Below are 17,967 nucleotides of genomic sequence, written 5' to 3'. Positions count from 1 at the left end.
GGCATGCCCCGCCTCTTACACCACATCTCTGTGCGCTACCGATTCGAAGAGGTTGAAAGCCGTCAAACGCCCTTTAAAGGGGGTTATATAAATTGATTTTGAGCCCGTTTTTGCTCAGAACAGGCCGAAAAATATGACACCTCTTTTGCAACAGTACTCATATTTGGCATTTTTTGACCACGGGGTCCAAAACCATGCCCCAAAACACAAAAGGAGGGGCCTCGTAAGGCCCCTCCTTAGGAAAGGGAATCGATTTATTCCACAGCCGTAGATTAATCCTAGCCGCTACTCCATCATGTCGAGGACGGAGGGGCGCAGCTCGCTCTCGGCGGCCTCGGGATCGGTCTCGCGCAGGCGGTTGATATAGCGGTTGTACCACATCACGGCAAGGCCCAGGAAGACAACTACACCGCCAACGTTGTAGACCAGCGTCAGCCACAGCGGCTGATCGAGCGGGATGGTGCCGCAGACAAGCACAAAGCAGAAGACCACAAGCAGGAATGCGGCAACGACCAGACCAAAGCTGCGCGAGCCCATGCGGAAGTCACGGGGAGCGGCGTCGAAGTTCTTGCGCAGCATAAAGTAGGCAAGCAGGATCAGCAGCGGCGGGAGCAGAGCAGTGGCAGCCGTCATGTTGGTGACGATCATGAGCAGGTCGTCGAGGTTACCAGATCCCAAGGCCGGGATGATCAGGATGGGGACGACGATGGCGAACTGCAGCCAAGCGGCGCGGGCGGGAATGCCGTGCTCGTTGAGCTCGACGATCTTGCTACCAAAGACGCCCTTGGGGATCTCGGTGAAGAAGACCTTGATGGGAGCAGAGGTCCACATCATGAGGGAGCCCAGCGTGGCAGCGAGAAGGATCAGGCCAATGACGCGCGTGGACACTTCCATGGGAATGCCAAAGTGGGCAAAGACAGCGCCGAATACGTCGAAGATACCGGTGGAGATGGCAACGCCGCCCTCGGGAATGAACAGGTTGACCAGCAGCGAAGCGCCTGCGTACAGAAGGCCGATGGTCAGGCCGGCGATAACGACGGTGCGCACGAAGGCCTTGACGCCGCCCTTAAGGTCGTTAAGGAACACGCCGACAGACTCAGCGCCGCCAACGCCCTGGATGATCCAGGCAAGCGTACCGAAGAAGCCCCACATAGTTGCGAAGTTGCTCATGTCGGGAGCCATGTTAGCGGGGGTAGGAGCCGTAGCGAACTCGACGCCGCCAAAGGCAGCAGCCAGGGACAGCAAGATGAACACGGCAGTCAGGCCGAGAGCCGCGGTCGAGCCGAAGGAGGAAATGGAGCCGATCCGCTTAGCGCCCTTGGTCGAAACCCACGTGGCGATAGCAAAGACGACGATCTCGATAATGGTAATCCACAGCTGCGAAAGCTCGGCATTGGCATCAAAGAACACGTAGCTCGCGTAGATGATGACGTTGGGCAGGACGGACGCAAAGTAGAACAGGTTAACGAACCAGTAGCTAAATGCCGTCAGGAACGCCCAGCGACCACCCATCGAGGTCTTAACCCATGCGTACACGCCAGACTCGGAGTCCCTGTTGAGGCCGACGAACTCAGCGGTAACCAGGGTATAGGGGACAAAGTACAAAAGCGTGGCGAAGAAGAACGACGGCGCAGCTGCCAAGCCGATGGCCGCGTTGTTGTTGATGATGTTCTTGATACCGAACACGGCGGCGACCGTCATGCCCAGCAGAGCGAACGAACCGATCGTTCCTCGTTTTTCAGAGCTCATAAGCCCTCCCAATCATCCGTTATATCTCATCTAAAACCGTCCGGACTGCAAGCGCAATCGTGGACGACGCACCTGCTAAGGGGAATGGGGAAAAGGGAGTCAACAAAGCCATCCCCCTTAACGGCGCGAAGCAAACGTCCAAACGGACGAATACTACTTGTTGGGGAAGGAATAACCTTCAACCGTCACGTGCAGTACCACGACGCGGGGATCCGCGACATCGGCCACGACACGGTAGGCCTCGTCGATCTCGACGACGGCAACGCCGCCGGCGGGAATCGTCACGGTCTCCCCCGTACCCTCAAAGCGCTCGCGATCGTCGATATCGTTGTAGGCGCGCGTGCGGGTAAGATCCGTCTTGGAAGCCACCTCGACAGTCAGGTCGCCGTCGAGCGGGGCGAGCACGGCATGGTAGCGACGGTGACCGACCAGGTCGGCGGTAGCCGCCTCGTGGGCGTTCACCCACCAGTACACCAACGAGTCGCCGATGGAGTAAGCCACGTCGTGCTGCAGGTCGGCAACGCCATCGAGCGCCTGACCGGTGCGCATCCACTTCTTGACAGACTTCATCTGAGCGTCGAAATCGGCGCGCGAGTTAAAGACATGCATGACTTATGCCTCCTTAATGGGTGCCAGCGCCTGAGCCAGATCGGCAGACGTCAGCGGTCGCAAGGACACCTCAAAGCTGAAGCTCTCAAAACGGGTGCGGTAGGAATCGAGTACCTCGGAACCCCAAGAGTTCGAGCCAAGGCCGAGCAGCTGGTCGTTGATGTTGACCGTGACCGTATCGCCCTTGACAAGGTCGTAGACGTGCTTGGCGTTATCGATTGCCTCGCAGCTATAGGGCCATGCCGAGAACGAGAACGGGTTGGAGGCGGCATCAGCCGGACGAGTCACCAACACGCCGTCACCGTGACTGGAGCGCAGGGCAACCCAGCGGGTACCCTCACGGTTGGCGCAGTCCTGAGGCATAACGTAGGGCGTAAACATGTCGTCGACCGTAGTGCGGTAATGACCGACCGGGTTGGCGCGCAGCGAGTCCGGATAGTTCTCGCCCGGGCCGTGGCCGTACCACTCGACGGCACGATTGCAACCGGGGACCTCGAAGGAGATGCCGATGCGCGGGATGATATCCGAGTAATCGCCGTAGGGCTCGCCGGAAACCTTGAGGTCGACGCGGCCGCTCGGAAGCACGGTGTAGACGAGCTCGACGCGCATGCCGAACGCGCGGACGGGAGGAGCGATACGCTGGCTCACGGTAACGACGACCGCATTGCCATCCTGCTTCCAAGAAACCTTGCGGGTAGACGTCTGCATCACATCGATGAAGTTGTCCTTCCACAGGGAGTCATACTCCTGGGCGTGGTTATCGACGAGCGGATGCCAAAAACCAACCTGGGGGCCAGAAGCCATTACGTCGCGGCCGGATGCCTTCCACTCGCTCACGGTACCGTTAACTTTGTTGAAGGTCAGCTCACCGTTGAGGGAGTGAATGCGGATCTCCTGCTCGGTCTCCTCGACCGTAAGCTCAGGACGAGCGGGGGCGGCGATGGCCGGCGCCGGATGGTTGGCGATGGCAAACTGGCTAGCGCCCAACTGGAACATCGGCTCGCACCAGGCGTGAGCCGCCATGGTGTAGGCGCGCACGGTCAGCAGGGTCTCGCCTACCGCGGCCTCGCGAATCACCAGTGGCAGCTGGACGGATTCGCCGGGAGCCACCGCGCCGGGCATAAGCGTCTTGCGGCACACTACATCGCCGTCTACCAGGGTCTCCGCCGACAGGCAGACATCCTCGAGGGTAGTAAACCAGCGCTTGTTCGTGACGGTCAGCTCGCCTGCCTCGGCATCGTAGGCCATGCGAACCGGGCAGATGACCTGGCCGTACTCGGTAAGGCCCGGGCTCGGCTGCTGCCAAGGGAACACCATACCGTCGATGCAGAAGTTGCTGTTGTTGGGGTAATCGCCGTTGTCGCCACCATACATATCGTAGGCAACGCCATCCTCGGTCACAGCAGCCAAACCGTGGTCGCACCATTCCCAGATAAACTGGCCTTGGATGCAATCCCAGCGATCGAAGACCTCCTGGTACTCGGACAGGCCTCCGGGGCCATTGCCCATGGAGTGGCCGTACTCGCAGTTGATGCGCGGCTTGGGGAACGGATGCTCACCAAAGTCGTTCATCTGCGACACACGGGAGTACATCGTGGAAATGACGTCGACGGTATCGGCGTTGCGATCCTCCTCGTAGTGGACCGGACGATCATCGAGCTCGTGAGCCTTGGCGTACATCGCGCGGATGTTGCAGCCATAGCCGCTCTCGTTGCCCATCGACCACATAATGATGCAGGCATGGTTGCGTTCCTGCATCACCAGACGCTCAATGCGGTCGACGTAGGCCGGCTCCCATGCCGGGTCGTCGGTGACCAGAGCGATGTTGCCAATATTCTCGAAGCCGTGACTCTCCATATCGGTCTCGGCGACCAGCATGATGCCATACTCATCGCACAGCTCGTAGAAGCGCGGGTCATTGGCATAATGAGAGGTGCGCACCGCGTTGATGTTGTGTCGCTTCATGAGCTCCAGGTCACGGCGCATGCGATCGAGGCCCACAGCGCGACCCTTGTGATCGTCGTGATCGTGGCGGTTGACGCCATGCATCTTAAAGTAGGTGCCGTTGAGGTAGATATGATTGCCCTCGACCGTCACCTCGGCAAGGCCCTGGCGATGCGGAACGTACTCGCTGACCTCGTCACCGTCGTAGATCTCAAACGTAAGGTCATAGAGGAAGGGGTCCTCGGGGTTCCAGAAGTGGGCATCGGCAACGCTGCACTCGGCATGGCCGTCGACGCACTCGCCCGTAGCGACCACGTTCTCGCCATCGCTGAGCGTAAACACGACGCGGGTAGCGCCCTCGGCCACCGTATCGAGCGTGATCAGAGCGGCATCGCCCTCGCGATGCGTGCGGAACCTAAAGTCGACCAGGTGCGCGGCGGAACGCTGCATAAGGTACACATCGCGGAAGATGCCCGAAGCCCACCACATGTCCTGATCCTCGATATAGCTGCCATCGCTGTACTGCAGGACCTTGACCGCAAACAGGTTGTCGCCTTCGACGAGCGCGTCGGTCACGTCGAACTCGGCGGACAGACGCGAACCCTTGGTCATGCCGATAAACTGGCCGTTGACGTACAGCTCGCCATAGCTCTCGATGCCGTCGAAGCGAATGATCTCGCGGGCGCCGGCGGGGATGGCGGGAAGGTTGACGATGCGCTGGTAGACGCCCGTGGGGTCGTCAGAGGGAACGAACGGCTGATCCACCGGAAACGGGAAACCCTCGTCGGTGTAGGCAAGGTTGCCATAGCCGTCTACCTGCCATAGGTGCGGAACCTCCACGTGATCCCACTCGGACTTGTACGTGGAGAGCTCCTCGTTGGAGACGGCAGCAGGCCCCTCAAAGAGGCGGAACTGCCACGAGCCAGACAGCTGGACAAACCCGCGCGACAGCTCGCGGCTGTACGTAGCGGCGAGATCGGCGGTCTCATAACCCATAAAGTACGCATGGGGTGCCAGGCGGTTCCTGTGGGTGAGCGCTTGGTTTTCCCAATCGTTAATGGCGTCCATGGTGATGCTCCTTCGTCATCGTAGTGATTCTTGTGCAACCGGTTGTCCTTATCTTACGGGCGATGCAAAAAACTGTGCAACCGGTTGTCCGCTGAACGGTCGATTTGGCCGGATTAACGGTGCAACCGGTTGTACAACCGCGACACTTATGTCACCCTGAATATCGAAACTCAACGCAAAACATCGTTCTTAAGCTCGTAGGCAACCGCCACGCCCGCTGATATCTCACCCACACGAGACGTATTCGATTGCGGCTTGGTTGCAAAACGACACCTGTCACCGGATATCATGAACGCTGTTCAGGTGCACTATAGTAAGCTGTATCCGCACCAGCCCGTATCAGTGACAACATCGACCGCATTTTCCAGGAGACGCCATGACCCAGCCAGTTCGCACCGCACCTACGCTTGCCGAGGTTGCCGCAGCTGCCGGCGTGTCGCGCTCCACGGCATCGCGCGCCCTCAACGATTCGCCCCGCATTAGCGAGGAAACCAAAAAGCGCGTCCGTGCGGCGGCCAAGAAAGTCAATTTTGTCCCCAACGCTCGCGGCCGAGCGCTCGCTGTCGGGCGCACGGAAATCATCGCCGTGCTCGTGACCGAGCCCCTGAGTGAGCTCTTCAGCGACCCCACCTATAGCGAATTTTTGAGCGGCATTACCGAGGAACTGTCGGAGTCGTCCTATCTGCCCGTTATCTTGCAGGCGTCTTCTACGCATGAGCGCAACCGCGCACGCGAGCACTTTGAGCGCCGCTCGTTCGATGCCGTGATCGACGTCTCCCCTTACAAGGGCAGCGAGCTGCTCGAGGTGCTGCGCGAGCTGGGCGTACCCACCGTGTTGTGCGGCCAGCTCGAGGGCCACCCCTATCGCGATGTGTTCTCGACAGTCTACTCTGACGACGAAGAGGGTGGACGCTTTGCGGCACTCGCTATGAAAGATCGCGGGCGCAAAGATATCGTCGCCGTGTTGGGACCGCAAGACAACCCCGCTGTTGTCGACCGCCTGCGCGGCTACCGCACCGTCCTGGGCGAAGACCTCCCAGGCGCAAACGTTATCTATACCGGCTGGAACAGCGGAGACGGCTATCAGGCCATGCACCAGATCCTCGCGCGCGAGATTGCTTTCGATGGCGTGCTCTGCGGATCGGACCGTATCGCGGCTGGCGTCATCACCGCACTCAACGAGGCAGGCCTATCCGTTCCGGCGGACGTTTCTGTCGTCGGCTTCGACGATCACGAGATTGCGGCGCGCTGCGTCCCCGCACTCACGACCGTCCGCCAGCCCCTGCGCGAAGAAGGCCACATGGCCGCCAACATTGCGCTCGACATGATCAAGGGTGCCGAGCCCACCACCTCCGTGATGCACATGCAGCTCGTTCAGAGAGACTCGCTGTAGGAAACTGGGCCGGGCTTTTCGCCAGACAGTTGTTGCGGAAAGCCTGCCCCGTTTTGAGCGCTCATTCTGGGGCACAGTTTCCGTTAGACCGCTCAAGCGGAAACTGTGTCCCATTATTTTGCCGAATTCTGGGTCGCGCTTTCCCAGAGGACCCCCTTTGGGAAAGCGCGACCCGTTCTGGACGCAGATTCCGGGACGCACTTTCCGCAACGCCCGGTCATCCCATGCCCTCACAATCTCGGCGTATAAAAAACGAGGGAAGGAGCGCGTCCTTCCCTCGTTACGGGCAATATGTAGCTGCTCGCCTACATCAGGCGCAGGCTGACATCCTTGAGCTGGGCGCCGGAAACGGCACTCGGGGCGCCCGACATGAGGTCGGAGCCGCTGGCCGTCTTGGGGAACGCCATGACGTCGCGGATGGAGTCGGAACCGGTAAGCAGCATGCACACGCGGTCCAGGCCCAGAGCAAAACCGCCCATCGGAGGTGCACCAAACTTGAGGGCCTCCATGAGGAAGCCAAACTGAGACTCGGCACGCTCCTCGGTAAAGCCCAGGAGCTTGAGCATGGACATCTGCATCTCGGCGTTGTGGATACGCATACCGCCGCCACCGGCCTCAAAGCCGTCCATGACAAAGTCGTAGGTGCAAGAGCCGGCTGCCAGCGGATCTGCCTCGATCTTGGCGATGTCGGTCTCGGTCGGCAGAGTAAAGGGCTGATGCTCGGCTGCATAGGCCTTGCGATCCTCGTCCCAGTGGAACAGCGGGAAGTTGACGACCCACAGGAAGTCGTGGCCCTCGCGCTTGATCTCGAGCGCGTTAGCCATGTGGGAACGCATGCCGCCCAGGATCTCGTCGGAGAGCAGGCGCGGGCCGGCGGCGAACATCACAAGGTCGCCGGGCTCGACGTCCATGCGCTCGCGCAGGGCAGCCATCTCCTCGTCCGAGAAGAACTTGACGATGGGGCTGTTGATGGAGCCGTCCTCGCGGAAGGCGATCCAGGCAAGGCCCTTGGCGCCAAACGTGGAGGCCACGCCGGCGAGCTTGTCGATCTTGGCGCGAGCCCAGACACCGGCACCCTTGGCGTTGATGGCCTTGACGACAGAGCCCTCCTCGTTTGCAGCAGTCGCAAAGACCTTGAACTTGGAGTTGGCAAAGATGTCGGTCAGGTCAACCAGGTGCATGCCGTAGCGAGTATCGGGCTTGTCGGAGCCATAGGTGTCCATGGCCTCCCAGTAGTCCATGCGACGCAGCGGCGTGGGCATCTCGACACCCATGCGGCCGAAGGCGTCGGCCAGGACCTCTTCGAGCGCGCTCATAACGTCGTTCTGGTCCACGAAGGACATCTCGATATCGACCTGGGTGAACTCGGGCTGACGGTCGGCACGCAGGTCCTCGTCGCGGAAGCACTTGGCAACCTGATAGTAGCGCTCGACGCCACCGACCATAAGCAGCTGCTTCAGGAGCTGCGGGGACTGCGGCAGGGCGTAGAAGTTGCCCGGCTGAATACGGCTGGGAACGATGAAGTCGCGAGCGCCCTCGGGCGTGGACTTAAACAGGGAGGGCGTCTCGACCTCCATGAACTCACGGTTGTGCAGCGCCTCGCGAATGGCAAAGGTAAAGTCGGAGCGCAGCTTGAGGTTGGCCATCATCTCGGGACGACGAAGGTCCAGATAGCGATAGCGCAGACGGGTGTCCTCGCTGGTCTCGATGCCGTCCTCAATCTGGAACGGCGGGGTGACGGATGTGTTGAGCACCTCGGCGTGGTCGGTGAGGACCTCGATCTCGCCGGTCGCGAGCTTGGTGTTGGTGGTCTCCTCGCCACGGGCGCGCACGACGCCGTGAATCTTGATGGGCCACTCGGGACGCATGGTCTCGGCGATCTTAAAGGCATCGCCGTCGGAGTGCTCGGGGTCGAAGGTGAGCTGCGTGATGCCCTCACGGTCGCGAAGGTCGCAAAAGATTAGGCCGCCGTGGTCGCGGCGACGGCTCACCCAACCGGTGAGGGTGACCTCTTCGCCCACGTTCTCGCGGCGAAGCTCGCCGCAGGTACGGGTGTGCATGGAATGCTCGTCGATGGGACGGGTCTGGCTCATACCAGTGATCCTCCTTTATGGATCTGTGCCGCCCCGTGTCGTTCCGGGCGGCGTCGTACAGATTTGCCCGGCCTGCGTAAACCGCGCAGCCAGACATGGCGTTCTATCTTATCGCACCTGTGTCGATGTGCCGCGGAAAAGTAGCTCCTGCCCAAAGACTTGACGGAGACGAAACAATTGACGCACCGCGGCACCCGCCCGCACTCGTCACGTGCGACAATATGCCCCAATAAAACAGCACTCGGAAAGGCCCGCCATGACTGCACGCCTCATCGTTATGGATATCGACTCCACGCTCATCAACCAGGAGGTCATCGACCTGTTGGGCGAGGAGGCCGGCGTGGGCGAGCAGGTGGCACAGATCACCGAACGCGCCATGCGCGGCGAGCTTGACTTTAAGCAGGCGCTCGAGGAGCGCGTGGGGCTGCTCGCCGGCCTGGACGAGAGCGTGTTCGAGCGCACCTTTGAGCGCGTGACATTTACCCCCGGCGCGTTGGAGCTTGTGCGCTCAGCGCACAGCAAGGGCTGGAAGGTCGGCGTGGTGAGCGGCGGCTTTCACGAGGTCGCCGACAAGATCGTGGCTGCCACGGGCATCGATTTTTGCCTGGCCAATCGTCTGGAGGTCGTGGACGGCAAGCTCACCGGTAAGTTGGCTGCCGACATTGTGACCAAGGAGTCCAAGCTCATCCAGCTGCTGGACTGGGCAGTTGAGTGCGGCGTCGATATGGCACACACCGTGGCAATCGGCGACGGGGCAAACGACATCCCCATGATCCAGGCCGCAGGCACGGGCATCGCGTTTTGTGCCAAGCCCAAGACGCGCGAGGCCGCCCCGTTTACCATCGACGAGCGCAACCTGATGCTCGCCATGGACATCATCCTGCGCGACTAGTCGATCCGTCTAACAATTGAATCAGTCTGTCCTATAGTTTCCGAACAATTTTGTCTTAGTGTTCGGAAATATACCCTTTGAGTGCTAGACTTTGCGCCGTCGAAGGGAACATATATGGATAAGCGAAATCTTGAGCAATTGCTGAGCGATGTTGCCGGCGGAGCAGTCACCCCTGCCGACGCCCTCACGCGCATCCAGACGGCTCCGACCGCCGATTTGGGCTTTGCGCAGCTCGATCTTTCGCGCGGGGTGCGCCAGGGAGCCGGCGAGGTTGTCTACGGGGCCGGTAAAACCGCCGATCAGATTGCCGCCATTATCGAAGCACTGCGCGATGCCGGCCAAGAGCGCATCCTGGTCACGCGCCTGGATGCCGAAAAAGCCGCGCGCACCGCTGAGCTTCTTGGCAACGGCATCGACCTGGGATATGTCCCGGACGCACAGCTCGCCCTCGTGGGCGGCAAGCCCTTCCCTACCGGCAACGGACGCATCGTCGTCGCCTGCGCCGGCACGAGCGACCTGCCCGTCGCCGAAGAAGCCGCGTTGACGGCCGAGTTCTATGGCAACGAGGTCGACCGCCTCTACGACGTGGGTGTCGCCGGCCTGCACCGTCTGCTCGCGCATGCCGAGGAACTTGCCCAGGCACAGGTGGTCATCGCCATTGCCGGCATGGAGGGCGCACTGGCGAGCGTTGTCGGCGGCCTGGTAAGCTGTCCGGTCATAGCCGTTCCCACCAGCGTGGGTTACGGCGCGAGCTTTGGTGGCGTAGCCGCGCTGCTCGCCATGCTCAACTCCTGCGCCAGCGGCGTTTCGGTCGTCAACATCGACAACGGCTTTGGTGCCGCCTACCAGGCAAGTCTTATCAATCATCTGAGCGCCGGCACGCCCTGCGCCCGTTAAGGAGCATTCCATGTCCAATCATCAGCACACGCTTATCATCGACGGCACCTCGGGCATCAGCGGCGATATGACCGTCGCGGCCTTGCTCGACCTAGGCGCCAGCGAGGAGCACCTGCGCGAGCAGCTCGCCACGCTGCCGGTCGACGGCTTTACGATCGCCGTCACACGCGTAAGCAAGCATGGCATCGACGCCTGCGATTTCGACGTCCAGCTTGCAGAGGAGCTCGAGAACCACGATCACGATATGGTCTGGCTCTACGGCAACGAAGCAGCTGCCGAGCACACGCACGAGCATGAGCACCACCATCATGATCATGGCGAGCACGAACACGAGCACTGCCACGAGCATGACCACGACCACGAGGGTCACCATCACGCCCACGGCCATCACCACCGTTCTTTGGCGGATGTCACCGCCATCATCGATGGCTCGCAGTTAAGCGATGGCGCCAAGCGTCGCGCTCTCGCCATCTTCACCGCGCTCGCTGCCGCCGAGGCCAAGGCCCACGGCAAAACGCCCGAGACCGTCATGTTCCACGAGGTGGGTGCCATCGACTCCATCGTCGACGTCTGCTCTGTCGCCATCTGCCTCGATGACCTAGGTATTGAGGACATCGTGGTCGAGTCGCTCTCCGAGGGTCACGGCACCATCCGCTGTGCCCACGGCCTTATGCCCATTCCTGTCCCCGCTGTCGTCAACCTGTGCCAAGCGGGCAATATCGCCCTCACGCCCGCGCCGGTCGCCGGTGAGCTCGTGACGCCCACGGGCGCCGCCATCGTCGCCTCACTGCGCACGTCCGAGCACCTGCCGGCCCGCTACCGCATCGAGGCCGTCGGCTACGGCGCCGGTAAGCGCCCCTACGAGGGTTGCTCTGGTACGCTCCGCTGCCTGCTCGTTCACACGGACGCATAGCCATGGATGCCCGCAAGGCAAAAAGCCGCGCCGCCATCGTCGCGGCGTTCTCCGAACTGCTGCGCGAAGAGGACTACGGCAAGATCACCGTCGGTGACATCATCGCTCGCGCCCATGTGGGTCGGGCCACGTTCTATGGCCTCTTCAAGAGCAAAGATGACCTACTGTCCGAACTCGTGAGCGACATCTGCACCCACGCCCTCGACGACGATGGCACACCGCTCGATGATCCGCTCGTACAAGTCGAGCATATCCTCAACAACCTCTGGGAACGCCGCCAGGGCGTACGAGCCCTCGTAGCCGGCGCCGGCTCACGCGTCTTCGCCGACTGCTTACGCAAAACCATCATGTCACGAGCAGCCGAAACCGTCCCTACCGACCCCACAGGTCCCGCTGGCACTATGGACCGCAGCTTCCTCCTCCATCACATAGCCTCAAGCTTCGTAGCCACCGTCCAATGGTGGGCCTGGCACAACTTCCAAGCCAACAAATCCAACGTAGCCAAAGACTACCTCTCAGCCATACAGCCCCTCTTCAGCTAAGTAAGGCCCCCATCCCAAAGCGCCATCCCAACAAAGCGCCCGTCCCATCCCCAAGTCACGCTTTCTTGTAAGAGCACCCAAAAGCAAAGTGCCCCTCACATCCAAATTCAGATATACATGTTGAGTTGCTTGTTCGGACACAGCCAAGAATGCCCGGGGCTCGGTAAGGGTTAACTTTCCAACGCATTCCGCAGGACGCAAAAAGGCTCGCCGCACAAAGTGCGCAGCGAGCCTTTTTGCATGTCCGAGGACGCGTTGGAAAGTTAACCCTTACCGAGCCCGGACCTTATAGAGCCGTCCTTCGACTAGAACATGCCCAAGAAGCCATGCACAAACAGCGCGGCCACAATAGCACCGACAAACGGCGCGATGCCAGGAACGAGCAGGCCGTACTTCCAGTTGTTGTCGGCCTTGTTCTTGATCGGCAGCACCTGATAGGCCATGCGAGGACCAAGGTCACGAGCCTGGTTCATGGCGAAGCCGGTGATGCCGCCCATGCCCATGCCAACGGCCCAAACGATCAGGCCGACGCAGATGGCGAGCATCAGAACGTTCTCGCCGGCGCGGCTAGCGGCAGCAAGGATAGCGCTGATGAACACAAAGGTGCAGATAGCCTCGCAGAAGAAGTTACGAGCATAGTTCGTGCCCTCGGTGGTGGGGTTGGTCGAGAAGATGTTGCGCTGAGCAATGGGGTCGACGACGTCCTCGGAAGCCTTGAACTCATCGGCATACATAAACCAGGCGATTACGGCACCCACAAAGCCGCCGAGCATATCGGCAATCATGAAGGGGATGCAGCTGCCCCACGGCACCAAGCCGACGATGCACTGGGCAAGCACCATGGCGGGGTTCATGCACACGGCGCCGCCAAAGACAAACAGGCAGACCGAGATGCCAAAAGACCAGGTGGTGATGGCAAACATATGGCCGGAGCCCTGATACTTAGTGCCCTTGAGCACCGTATCGCAGTGCACGCCCACGCCAAAGATGATCATGAGGGCCGTTGCGCCGAATTCACAGAGGAGTTTGGTAAGCATAAAACCTTATCTTTCTTGTCGGTTATAAACGATTCGTTTAGGCCGCGCACTAGTGCTGCGCGACGACAACGCCCAGGCCATCGGGAATGACGGCAACCTTGGCATCGGCACCCTTCATCTCAAAAGCAAGCTTGAGCGCCTCCTCAAGGGTGTTGACCGGCGTCATGTGCATATCCTTGAGCATCTGGTGATTGCACAGGTCGGTGACCATGATCACAGGGTGATGCGCCAGGATGCGGGCAAAGATCTGGCTTGTCCACTGGTCGGGCAGGGTCTCGTCCTTAGGACGGTCGATGCAGGCGCGCTCAAACTCTGCCGGATCGTTGTCGGCGATGTTGTGATAGAAGCCCTCGCCACCGTGACCGTCGGCACAACCGGCGACATCGATGATCACGCCGCCCTCGGGAAGTGTGGCCTCGGCAGCGCACATGCCCTTCACGGCCTGATAGATGTTCTGGTCGAGAGGGTAGCCACCATTGGTGGTGATGGCAATCTCGCACTCAACGGGCTCAACGCCGGCAAGGCTCTTCACGAACTCGCAGCCGACCTCGTGCGCCTTGTGGATATCGCCGGCAAAGGAGCCAATGACCTCGTGCTTGCCGTTGAGCACCACGTTGAGCACAAAGGCAAGGTGAGCCATCTCGGCAGCGGCAAACATGTCCTCGCTCACGTGGTTGTGGCACAGGTTGCCGGCACGCGAATGAGAATCGTTCACAAACTGACCGTTGTGGTTGTACATGATGGTCTTATAGCTGGCGATGCCGGGCAAGACGGACTTACGGCTGCCAGAGAAACCGGCAAAGAAGTGCGGCTCAATGAAGCCCTCGGCAAGCAGCAGGTCGCAATCGGCAGCGATCTTGTTGATGATGCACTCGCCACCAGAAGGCAGGGTGCCGATCTTTTTCATCATGCTGTCGTCGGTCGCGACATGCATAACGATTTCCTCGTTGGCAACGATGTCCTCGCCATACTTATTGACGAGCTCCTCGTGCGTCGACGGACGGTGCATACCCGTAGCAACCAAAATACGCACGCGAGCCTCAGGCGCAGCGGAATGGATGTGATGCAGCAGAATAGGCATCGTCACACGCGAGGGGACGGGACGCGTATGATCGGAGCTAATGATGACGATATCCTTCTTGCCAGCACAAAGCTCCTCGAGCGAAGGCGAGCCGTAAGGGTTGGCAAGCGACTCCTCCACCAGCTCTTCCTGCGATTTCGTGGTCTTAAACTCGTTTTGATGACCTTCCATCACACCCGCGAAGTTCTTATCCTCGAGCTCCAGATGCAACGTTTTGTGGTCAAACGGCAGTTCACATTCAAACAATGATGATCGCCCTCTTCCTTTCAACTGACACACTAGATAAACCGTTGGAAGGATACGCCGCTCACCGAAAAACACCACCGTCCACCGACTCATTAACACAACGTTCATATTTGACCCACAACAAAACAACCGCGATCCCAAACGGGACCGCGGCCGCTACAGTCGTAAATCGAGAAGCGCCACATGCATCTCAATCCCAATCGATAAGATGCGAGGCGCGAAGCGCCAAACGCGCCGCCGGGACAAGCCCCATCCAAAACGCGCGAAGCGCGCCATTATTCCCCCAGCCAGTAATCCGCCGAAAACCGGACATCGCAGGGGCCGCCGTATGTTTGCTTTCCGGCGCACTCCGCAGGACGCAAGAAGCCCTCGCCGCACGAAGTGCGCAGCGAGGGCTTCTTGCATGTCCGAGGACGCGCCGGAAAGCAAACATACGGCGGCCCCGGACAGCGACTACAGGGCTATCGATTACCCCGTGTTCTGCAATCCTGCCGAGACGCCGGTCACAGTCGAAAGAATCAGGCTCATGTACTCGGCCTTCTTCTCCTCTGCCATCTCGTCCTGGTTCATACGCACCTCGCGAAGGGCGCGGACCTGGGCGATGGACAGGGCGTCGACGTAGGGGTTACGCACGCGGACGGCGCAGCCGAGCACGCGGCGACGCTGCAACGGCCACTCGTCACCGACGATGGCAAGGACCCACTTACGCGTGAGCTGCATCTCGGTGAAGACCTTCTTGGACAAATCCTGGCGGTCGCCCAGGTGCAGATACATCTTGGCGATGCGCTGGTCAGTCTTGGCGATCGACATCTCGATGTTGTCGATAAAGGTGCGGAAGAACGGCCACTCCTGGTAGGCAGCCTTAAGCTGGTCCAGATCGCCAAACTGCTCGCAGGCGGTACCCAGGCCGTACCAAGCGGCCAGGTTAATGCGCGCCTGGCTCCAGCTGAAGATCCACGGAATGGTACGCAGGTCGTCGAGCGACTTGGCACCCAAGCCGCGCTTGGCGGGACGCGAACCGATCGGCAGCAGACCGACCTCGGTCAGCGGCGTCACGGTCGAGAACCACGGTGTAAAGTCCTCGGTGTTCAGCAGGTCCAGATAGCGCTCGTGGCTTGCGGCGTTGAGCTTGTCGGCCATATCCCAGAACTTCTGCGTAGTCTCGGTGTTGGTCTTCTCGACACTCGGGGCCGACTGCAAAAGCGTTGCGGCGGCAACGGACTCAACATGGCGCTGAGCGAGCGTGCGGTTGCCGTAACGGGCAAAGATGACCTCGCCCTGCTCGGTGAGCTTAAAGAAACAGTTAACCGAGCCCTTGGGCTGCGCCAGCACGGCCTTGTTGGCCGGGCCGCCGCCACGGCCCACGGCACCGCCGCGACCGTGCATGAGCACCAGATCGATATCGTTCTTCTCGGCCCACTTGGCAATGCGCTCCTGCGCGGAGTGCAGCGCGAGCATAGCCGTGGTAGGACCGGCATCCTTGGAGGAGTCGGAGTAGCCCAGCATGACCTCCATGCGGCGGTTGGTCTGGGCAAGGCGCTTTTGCACCACGGGCAGTGTAAGCATCTGGTCGAGCACGTCGACGCAGCCCTCGAGGTCCTCGAGCTGCTCGAACAGCGGAATCACGTCGAGCTCGGGGACATCCTCCTCGTGTGCAAAGGACAGGTGGGCAAGCTCAAAGACGTCGGCCACATGCTGGGCGCTCTTGGTGAACGAGATGATGTAGCGGTGCGCCATCTTCTTGCCGTAGCGCTTTTGGATGGAGCCGATAGCGCGGAAGGTATCGATGACCTCGCGCGTCATGGGCTGCAGGTCGCCATGGATACCGTTCTCGTGGATATCCTTGAGGGCGCGAGCGTGCACCACGGAGTGCTGACGGAACTCCATCTCGACCATATGGAAGCCGAAGGACTCGACCTGCCAGATGATGGTCTGGACCGGGCCGTAGGCAGCACGGACGGCACCGCAGGCGGCCAGGGAGCGCTGAACGACACGCAGGTCATCCAGGAACTCATCGGCGCTGTGATACATGGTATCGGTGATACGGCGCACGGTGGCGTTGAGTCGGTCTGCCATGACGAGCATGACGGCGCGATGCGGCTCGTGCTCGGAGATCAGCTCGGCGCGGGCCGTGTACCGAGGGCTCATCTCGACCTGATGGTTCCACAGGTTGATGAGCTCGGCAGACGGCTTGCTGTAAGTGGCCTCGAGCGTGAGGTTACGGCCGATGCGGCGGCACTTGTCCTCGAGCTTGAGCACCATGTGGGTGAAGTACTTGGCGGCGACCTCACGGCTCACCTTGGCGGTGACGTTGGGGTTACCGTCGCGGTCGGAACCGATCCAGCTGCCGGGATGGAAGAACGCCGGGCACAGCGGCGGCACGGTACCGGCCTTGTCGCCCAGCACCCAGTCGTCAAAGCGACGATAGATGACGGGGATAACGTCGAACAGCGTGTTATCGAAGATGTCGATGATGGTATCGGCTTCCTCGACCGGCGTGGGCTTCTTGAGCGCGATGGGGCTCGTACGCACCAGGGCGTCGATCTCCTGCAGCATATGGCGCTCGTTCTCCACCAGGTCGGAGCCGCCCAGACGCGGACGCTCCTCCAGCAGGTTGGAGATACGGCGAATCTTGCCCTCGACGGCCTTGCGACGGGCCTCGGTGGGATGTGCGGTAAAGACAGGGTGGAACTCGAGCTTGCTGAGCAGCTCGTTGGCGCCCTCGACACCCATCTCGTTTACCAACTGGTGATAGGCGACGGTGAGCTCGTTGGCGGGATCGACCTCGGTATCGGTCGATGCGCCGGCCTCGCGCTCGCGCAGCTGCGCCACACGGTAGTTCTCCTCCGACAGGTTTGCCAGGTGGAAGAAGCTCGTAAAGGCGCGGACAATAACCTGCTGCTTATCGAGCGGCAGGCTGTCAATCAGATCGACGACCTCACGAAACGCCACAGCAGTAGGCTCGTCGGCGGTGGGCACGCCCTGCTCGTCGACGGACTCGTCGGCAGCACGGGCGCCGGGATTTCCGGCATTGGCCACAATCTCGGCCGTCAGGATCTTGTCGAACAGGTCCGCGATCTCGGGATCATACTCGCTAAGCACACGGCGCTCCAGGCGCAGGAACAGCGCCAAGTTGTCGCGCAGCTCCTCGGGGATCTCGATCTCGGCGAGACGCTCCCTGGACTCGGCATTCGAGCCGATTCGGTTAACGAGGCGGTTGACCACGGCAGCGACGCGCGCCGCGGCTTCGGGTACAGACTGGTTGCTTAGGTTCTCAGCCACGTTTCCTCCCATTCCTCCTTCTATGCACGTAACATGCGGTATTCATTATAGGCGCTTGCGAAATACTTTCGACACTGATTGCGCTTTACCACACAAAAGTATTTTCTGCATTGCAAGGGTTTTTGCCCTAAATGGTCGTATTTCTCGGTGGGCGGCATACGTAAATGGGGGCATTCCGCATAAAAGCGAAACACCCCCGTAACAATCGCTCGCAATGAGCT

12 protein-coding genes are annotated in these 17,967 nt (G+C 60.5%); 5 read left to right on the top strand and 7 right to left on the bottom strand.

The annotated features are described in order from the left end of the window. Positions 1-285: 285 nt before the first annotated feature. The 3 genes from DXD16_RS06470 to DXD16_RS06460 all read right to left on the bottom strand — a co-directional run bounded on the left by DXD16_RS06470 (position 286) and on the right by DXD16_RS06460 (position 5,370). The gene (locus DXD16_RS06470) at positions 286-1,749 is read right to left on the bottom strand and encodes an amino acid permease (protein WP_117655521.1); all 1,464 of its coding nucleotides are present in this window, start codon (positions 1,747-1,749) and stop codon (positions 286-288) included. Between the two features lie 153 nt (positions 1,750-1,902). Further along, entirely contained in the window at positions 1,903-2,358 is a 456-nt protein-coding gene (locus DXD16_RS06465) for a hypothetical protein (RefSeq protein ID WP_117655520.1), read from the bottom strand. 3 nt (positions 2,359-2,361) lie between these two features. Then, complete coding sequence (locus DXD16_RS06460) at positions 2,362-5,370, bottom strand: glycoside hydrolase family 2 TIM barrel-domain containing protein (protein WP_117655519.1); 3,009 nt, start codon at positions 5,368-5,370, stop codon at positions 2,362-2,364. 376 nt (positions 5,371-5,746) lie between these two features. Here DXD16_RS06460 and DXD16_RS06455 point away from each other — a divergent pair, with 376 nt between their 5' ends. Further along, positions 5,747-6,763 carry a LacI family DNA-binding transcriptional regulator gene (locus DXD16_RS06455; protein ID WP_089572647.1) on the top strand — a complete coding sequence of 339 codons (1,017 nt, stop codon included), beginning with the start codon at positions 5,747-5,749 and terminating at the stop codon, positions 6,761-6,763. A 305-nt stretch (positions 6,764-7,068) separates the two neighbouring features. On the opposite strand, the gene aspS is transcribed toward DXD16_RS06455, so the two are convergent. Then, entirely contained in the window at positions 7,069-8,856 is a 1,788-nt protein-coding gene (gene aspS / locus DXD16_RS06450; protein ID WP_117655518.1) for an aspartate--tRNA ligase, read from the bottom strand. A 256-nt stretch (positions 8,857-9,112) separates the two neighbouring features. On the opposite strand from aspS, the gene serB reads away from it, so the two are divergent. The 4 genes from serB (at position 9,113) to DXD16_RS06430 (ending at position 12,100) form a co-directional block, all read left to right on the top strand. Beyond that, positions 9,113-9,748, top strand: coding sequence for a phosphoserine phosphatase SerB (gene serB, locus DXD16_RS06445; protein WP_117655517.1), 636 nt, complete (start codon positions 9,113-9,115; stop codon positions 9,746-9,748). Between the two features lie 114 nt (positions 9,749-9,862). Then, positions 9,863-10,645 carry a nickel pincer cofactor biosynthesis protein LarB gene (larB, locus tag DXD16_RS06440; RefSeq protein ID WP_117655516.1) on the top strand — a complete coding sequence of 261 codons (783 nt, stop codon included), beginning with the start codon at positions 9,863-9,865 and terminating at the stop codon, positions 10,643-10,645. A 10-nt stretch (positions 10,646-10,655) separates the two neighbouring features. After that, the gene (locus DXD16_RS06435; RefSeq protein WP_117655515.1) at positions 10,656-11,558 is read left to right on the top strand and encodes a LarC family nickel insertion protein; all 903 of its coding nucleotides are present in this window, start codon (positions 10,656-10,658) and stop codon (positions 11,556-11,558) included. Between the two features lie 2 nt (positions 11,559-11,560). Beyond that, the gene (locus tag DXD16_RS06430; RefSeq protein ID WP_117655514.1) at positions 11,561-12,100 is read left to right on the top strand and encodes a TetR/AcrR family transcriptional regulator; all 540 of its coding nucleotides are present in this window, start codon (positions 11,561-11,563) and stop codon (positions 12,098-12,100) included. 305 nt (positions 12,101-12,405) lie between these two features. Here the strand turns inward: DXD16_RS06430 and larD are convergent, their stop codons facing one another. The 3 genes from larD to DXD16_RS06415 form a co-directional block, all read right to left on the bottom strand. Further along, on the bottom strand, positions 12,406-13,137 hold the full coding sequence (gene larD, locus DXD16_RS06425) for a D/L-lactic acid transporter LarD (protein WP_117655513.1): 732 nt from the start codon (positions 13,135-13,137) through the stop codon (positions 12,406-12,408). Positions 13,138-13,186: 49 nt separating this feature from the next. After that, positions 13,187-14,464, bottom strand: a complete 1,278-nt coding sequence (gene larA, locus DXD16_RS06420) for a nickel-dependent lactate racemase (protein WP_117655512.1) — start codon at positions 14,462-14,464, stop codon at positions 13,187-13,189. Between the two features lie 468 nt (positions 14,465-14,932). Then, positions 14,933-17,746 carry a phosphoenolpyruvate carboxylase gene (locus DXD16_RS06415; protein ID WP_369831468.1) on the bottom strand — a complete coding sequence of 938 codons (2,814 nt, stop codon included), beginning with the start codon at positions 17,744-17,746 and terminating at the stop codon, positions 14,933-14,935. Positions 17,747-17,967: the final 221 nt, after the last annotated feature.

The organism is Collinsella sp. TF11-5AC, from assembly GCF_003436775.1.
GTDB lineage: Bacteria > Actinomycetota > Coriobacteriia > Coriobacteriales > Coriobacteriaceae > Collinsella.
Note: the sequence above shows the minus strand (reverse complement) of the source record. Positions and strands in the feature narration are given on the sequence as shown.